At 72.3% G+C, this 1,104-nt stretch carries 1 protein-coding gene; it reads right to left on the reverse strand.

All coding sequences use genetic code 11. The features are described 5' to 3' along the window. Nucleotides 1-88 precede the first annotated feature (88 nt). Nucleotides 89-1,033 carry an oxidoreductase gene (locus tag F6Q13_RS17720; RefSeq protein WP_367141362.1) on the reverse strand — a complete coding sequence of 315 codons (945 nt, stop codon included), beginning with the start codon at nucleotides 1,031-1,033 and terminating at the stop codon, nucleotides 89-91. Between the last annotated feature and the right edge of the window lie 71 nt (nucleotides 1,034-1,104).

Here is a 1,104-nt window from a genome sequence, read left to right on the forward strand (position 1 = left end):
GCTGGTGTCGATCTGCATGCCCTCGTTGAAGGTCATGGGGTCAGCTTCCCACATCACGCCGAGCCGGCGGATCCGCCCGCACCGGCGGTTAGCCCGGTCCGTCGCTGGCAGCGGCCAGCAGAGGCACCACGATGTCGCTGATCGGGGTGGCAAGCCCGTGCACCCGCGCCTTGCGGACGATGACCCCGTTGCGGATGTCCCATTCCAGCTGCCGGTGCGCCTCCCGGTCGGCCAGCATCGAGGTGCCCATGTCCGCCGGTGCGTTGCGGAACATCTCGACCAGGTCGTCGACCACCTCGTCGCCGAGGTCGGCTCCCTCGGCGCGCGCCACCGCCAGGCATTCGGCGACGTAGCGCCGCGACAGCGCGCCGACGTCGTCGCGGCGGAACATGCCCGACCGCCGCCCCGTCAGCACCATCAGTCCGGCCAGCGCGTTCACCAGCAGCTTGCGCCATGCCGCGGTGGTGAAGTCCGGGTCGCAATCGACCCCACAGCCGGCGCCGCGCAGCAACTCGGCGACCGCGGTCGCGGCGGATCCCTCGGGCAGCACCAGCCGGGCTTCGCCGCGCAACCGCACCCATCCGTGCGGCTGGGTCTCGGCCGAAAACCAGACGATCCCCGGGACCACTGCCGAGGCGGGACACAGCGGCGCCACCTGCTGCACCTGCTCGACCCCGTTTTGCAGCACCGCCACCACGGTGTGCTGGTCGCAGAGCCGGGCCAGCCAGCCGGCCGCGGCACCGTTCTGGGTGGCTTTGACCGCCAGGACCACCACCTCGACCGCACCGCTGATCTCGGCGGGATCGGTGCACACCGGGCCGGGGACCACGATGGGCTCGGCGCCGTCGGGCCGCAGTTCGATCCGGTCGCGCGGGGTGCGCCCGCACACCAGCACCGACCGCCCGGCGGCGTGCAGCAGCGCAGCGACCGTCGTGCCGACAGCGCCAGGGCCGACAACTGCGATGCGGGCGGCGATGCCGAGAAACTTACCCCCTCTAGACTGAGCGGTCGTATCCCCCTCCCGAAGGAGTATTTGTGCTGCGCAGCCGCCCCGCCGGGTCCTTGCGGGCCGCTGACGCCGGCCAGAAGGTGGCGGTGGCCGGG

The organism is Mycobacterium sp. (assembly GCF_008709575.1).
In the GTDB taxonomy this organism is placed as follows: domain Bacteria; phylum Actinomycetota; class Actinomycetes; order Mycobacteriales; family Mycobacteriaceae; genus Mycobacterium.